General features: G+C 60.1%; 4 protein-coding genes. All 4 read left to right on the top strand.

The genetic code is table 11. The annotated features are described in order from the left end of the window. The first annotated feature begins 322 nt into the window (after positions 1-322). The 4 genes from CKO23_RS23820 (at position 323) to dbpA (ending at position 4,218) form a co-directional block, all read left to right on the top strand. Positions 323-1,003 (top strand): hypothetical protein, encoded by a 681-nt coding sequence (locus CKO23_RS23820; protein ID WP_200335864.1) that lies wholly within the window; start codon positions 323-325, stop codon positions 1,001-1,003. Between the two features lie 15 nt (positions 1,004-1,018). After that, positions 1,019-1,564, top strand: a complete 546-nt coding sequence (locus CKO23_RS23815) for a hypothetical protein (RefSeq protein ID WP_200335865.1) — start codon at positions 1,019-1,021, stop codon at positions 1,562-1,564. A 765-nt stretch (positions 1,565-2,329) separates the two neighbouring features. After that, a complete protein-coding gene (locus CKO23_RS23810; RefSeq protein WP_200335863.1) occupies positions 2,330-2,836 on the top strand; it encodes a DUF1456 family protein in 507 nt (168 codons plus the stop codon). Then, positions 2,833-4,218, top strand: coding sequence for an ATP-dependent RNA helicase DbpA (gene dbpA, locus CKO23_RS23805; RefSeq protein WP_200335861.1), 1,386 nt, complete (start codon positions 2,833-2,835; stop codon positions 4,216-4,218). Before CKO23_RS23810 ends, dbpA begins: the two co-directional genes overlap by 4 nt. Positions 4,219-4,733: the final 515 nt, after the last annotated feature.

The following is a 4,733-nucleotide window of genomic DNA, read 5'->3' as shown; positions in this document are numbered from 1 at the left end:
TCTGACCTTCAGGCTTGTGCCGTCGAGTCATTACACTTCCGAGCGGCTGACTAAGCCTTACTCGGGAGAGCTTCCCGCTTGCGCGGTTCTCTCACAGTCGGCAACCATTGCCAGGTCACCCAGGTCTTCCCTTTTGCCTTTCTTGAGCTAGACTTGAGGACATGGCTAGGCCCCTTCGCTTGCCACCTATCAGTTTCTTGTAGACAATTAGTGAACCCCTATTGACAGATGAGATTGCAGCAAATTGGGAACGGTTGCCTCTCTTGCGTGTGAGATCGAACGCGGTCTTCGCCAGCTCCATCCTAGGGTGCGAAAAACTATTGTGAAGAAACTCGCGCCGACCATCGCGGCGGTCATTCAGACCCAGACAGCCAACACCGCCGAGTGGGCCGCGGTTCTGCCGATCGAGACGGAGCGGGCCGACATGCGCTTAGGAATTGTCCATCTTCTACGTCCCGATTCGAGCCTGGTGACGAAGCTCCGCTTCGCGAACTCGAGGATCAGCGACTGGATCGACCGAACGAATCGATCGAATCAAGGGCCGGAAGCCGCCGAAGTCGTGAAGCAGAGCTTCATCGCTGAGGTCACGAAGCTGGAGCTTCGTGACCAGAAAAGTGGGAAGCAATTGATGGACAGTTCCTTACAGTGGATTGCCCGCCTGTTGGCCAATCCATTGCTGGACAGTCGAGTGCTCATGGAGCCGTTGGCACGGCATCAGTTGGGCGCAGCCGCGCGCCACGGTCAGGTGGTGGTGTTGAGCATGGACCAAACCGACTTGGGTGATCGCTTTGTGATTCTGATGATCAGTGTGCGCGTTGGGGAGCGGGCGTTGCCGCTGTGCTGGAAGGTGGAGTCCGGTGCGGCCAATCTGGGTTTTGAGGCGCAACGCGAGCTTCTGGAGTGCGTGGCGGGTTGGTTGCCCGCGCGCGCACAGGTCTTGCTGGCGGCGGATCGCGTCTATCCGTCGGCGGCGTTGTTTCAGTGGTTGCACACTCAGGGTTAGGGGTATCGATTGCGCTTGAAGGGCACTCATGCCGTCGATGTCGGGCGCGCTGACATCACCTGCACCGCCGATTTGGCCAAGGGGGCGGAGTTGTATTTCGCGCCGGGGGCGCGCCTGTTTCAGAGCGGCATCAAGAACAATATTGGCATTTGGCATGAAGCCGGGCATGAAGAGGCGTGGACCATCGCCATGGACTGCCCGCCCACGGCGGCCGCGATCCGTGACGATGGCTTGCGCTGGGGCATCGAGCCGATGTTCTCGGATTTCAAAACCCGTGGGTTCGGTCTGGAAGACACGCAACTGCGTTACGCCGATCGCGTCGACCATTTGGTGCTGATCCTGAGTCTGGCGATGCATTGGTGCACCGACACCGGTCGTCGGGATGCCTTGGAATCGCCACCCCCCCTGGAACAAAAGGCGGCTGAACAAACCGATCCCGACCACTGGATCTTTCGTAAGCTCGCCCGCTCCTGTCTCTCCTGGTTTCAACGGGGGCTGAGAAAACTCCTGCGGCTCGCTGAACTTGGGCACCCATTGCCCGGCTTCGTCCCCTCTGGATGAAACTGATAGGTGGTGAGCTCTCCTGGTTTCAACGGGGACTGAGAAAACTCCTGCGGCTCGCTGAACTTGGGCGCCCCTTGCCCTGCTTTGCGCCCTCTGGGTAAAACTGATAGGTGGTGAGGGCCCCTTCGTCTCGAATTTGCTGGCGCGCTGTACCATGTGACCAGTCGCGGAGACCGGCGCGAGGCGATTTTCCTCGCCGATAGGGAAGGGCCAACCTGCCCCCTGGGAGCAACTGAAAAACCAAGTGTTCCTCGGCTCGGACAGCTTCGTGGAGTCTCTGCGGCGACAGTTGCCGAAGAACCGCGACCTGCGCGAGGTGCCGCGGTCAAAGCACCGGCCTCCCCCCAAGCCGTTACCCGAGTATGTCCGCGACGACCCGCGGCGCAACGCGGCCATCGTCGCCGATTATCGCAGCGGGGGCTATACGCTGCAGGACATTGGAGACTTCTTCGGCATCCACTACTCGCTACTCGCGCGTGAGCAAGATCGTTCAAGCAGCGGATATCGCGCGACGGGAGGCTATAGGGCAACGTCGGCGATGACGGAGCTTTGGCCGAGGTCTATCGCATTTTGCCCGAAGGGGTCTGAGCCGCGATATCCGCCGAAAAATCCAGGCTCTTTTGCCCGTTGCAGCGTCTGCTACAGTCGGGGTGAATCAGCCCGCGAGGGATATCCCCGATGGACGCCAGAAGATGTCAAACTGCGACTGTTTTCCCGGCAGAGCCGGGCGATTACCTGCCTATTTAGCCATTGAGCCCCTGTATGACCAACAACGATATCCTGCGCCGCCTTCGATACACATTCGATTTCGATGATTCCAAGATGATCGCGGTGTTTGCCGCAGCGAACAGTCAGGTGACCCGCTCGCAAGTCAGCAATTGGTTGAAAAAAGTCGATGATCCGGAGTTCGAGGAATGTGGCGATCACCAATTGGCGACCTTCCTCAACGGCTTGATCAATGATCGACGGGGCACGAAAGACAGCGAGCAGCCCGAGCCGGAGCAATCATTGAACAACAACATCATCTTCAGGAAACTCAAGATCGCCTTGGATCTGAAAGCGGACGATATCCTGCGTCTCTTGGCCGCAAGCGATGTTCACATCAGCAAGCATGAGTTGAGTGCGTTCTTTCGCAAGCCGGATCATAAGCACTACCGTCAATGTAAGGATCAGATTCTGCGCAACTTTCTCAGCGGCGTGCAGTTGGAGTACCGCGATGGTCGTCCTCAACAGGACGACTCCAGCGCGACGACGGGGCAGGCGTCTTGACCAATACCTCATTCAGCTCGCTCAACCTCAACCCGGATCTGCTGGAGAATCTGTCCTCGCTCGGCTATGACACCATGACCCCCATCCAGGCACTGAGTTGTCCGGATATCCTGGCGGGGAAGGACGTCATCGCACAAGGAAAGACCGGTTCGGGGAAGACCGCCGCGTTTGGGCTCGGTCTACTGGAACGGCTCGATGTCGGACGCTTTCGGATCCAGTCTCTCGTCCTCTGTCCCACCCGTGAACTCGCCGACCAGGTGGCCAAGGAGATCCGCGCACTGGGGCGCAGGCGGCACAACATCAAGGTGCTGACACTCTGCGGCGGGGTCGCGGTTGGCCCTCAGATCGGCTCGCTGGAACACGGTGCCCATATCGTGGTGGGAACCCCGGGGCGCATCGCGGATCACCTGGAGCGAGGCACACTGCGGCTGGATGAGGTGAGCATGCTGGTGCTCGACGAGGCGGATCGGATGCTTGAGATGGGCTTCGAAAAGGCGCTGGATGCGATCATCGACCGGATACCGAAGAAACGCCAAACACTGCTGTTTAGCGCCACCTACCCCAGTCAGATCCAGGCCATCGCCCGGCGGATCATGACTGAACCGGTCATGGCCCAAGTGGCGTCCACCCACGACAATCGCAGTATCGCCCAGCACTTCTATCGCGTGAGCGACGATCAGCAGCGGCAGCGCGCGCTATGCCTCTTGCTGTTGCAGCACCAACCGGTGTCGACCCTGGTGTTTTGCAATACCAAGGTTGACACGCGACGCGTGGCTCAGGGGTTGCGGGACAGTGGTTTTAGCGTCCTCGCGCTGCACGGTGACCTGGAGCAACGGGATCGGGATGAGATCCTGGTGCGGTTCTCCAATAAGAGCGTCTCGGTGCTGGTGGCCACCGATGTGGCAGCCCGTGGTTTGGACATCGACGCACTCGATGCGGTGATCAACTATCGGATTGCACTGGATGTGGAGGTGCATACCCATCGCGTTGGTCGTACCGGGCGTGCCGGCAGCACGGGGGCAGCCTTTTCGCTCTACGATGAAGGTGAGGCGCATCGCGTCGCCTTATTGGATACCACGGTGGATCCAATCATGGACAGCGAGTCATTGCCGTCACTCGACCTGCTGAAACAGCGCCCGATGGTGCCGCCGATGGTCACCGTTCAGATCGATGGCGGCAAGAAGCAGAAGGTTCGCCCGGGGGATATCCTGGGCGCCTTGACGGGGCCGGGTGGTATTCGTGGCGATCAAGTCGGAAAAATCCAGATCGCCGATCAATGGGCCTATGTGGCGATCCGCCGAGAGAGCGTGGGGGCGGCGCTGAAAAAGTTGTCCGTCGGCAAACTGAAGGGACGTGCGTTTCGTGTCAGGCTGATCGAATAAGCACGCTCTTCAGGGCGCGGATGGTGCGTACCGCAGCCGATTGGCCCTGGAGTCGCTACCGGGCCATGATCGGCGCGGAACCGGCGCCGGCGTGGTTGGAGACGCGAACCCTCCTCGGGATCTTCGGCGAGACGGCGCCGGAAGCCGTCGCGCATTACGCTCGATTCGTCGCTGCAGGGAAGACCTAACTAACCCCGCCGACTCGACCCCCTCCGACCCGAACATCTAGGCGCACTGACTCAGTCCCTACTCTTCGCCTCCTTAGATATCCTGGCGTCGATCATCCTTCGGACCAGTCGTCTTCGGTAGGGTGGACAAGCGCAGCGCAGTCCACCAACAACGGCGCGGGGTTCGGTGGACTTCGCGCTCGCTCGTCCACCCTACCGGTACCGGGTGGCCGCGGGTGCTTACGCACCCGCGGCTCCCACAGATCCGGACGTGCGGGACTACCGCATCCGGCTCCTCGATTGAGCGCTCGCTGCACAACACATGTCGCACACCCGTTGGACCCTGAA

This window comes from Thiocystis violacea, assembly GCF_016583565.1.
GTDB classification, from domain to species: domain Bacteria; phylum Pseudomonadota; class Gammaproteobacteria; order Chromatiales; family Chromatiaceae; genus Thiorhodococcus; species Thiorhodococcus violaceus_A.
This window is presented reverse-complemented; position numbering and strand designations above follow the sequence as displayed.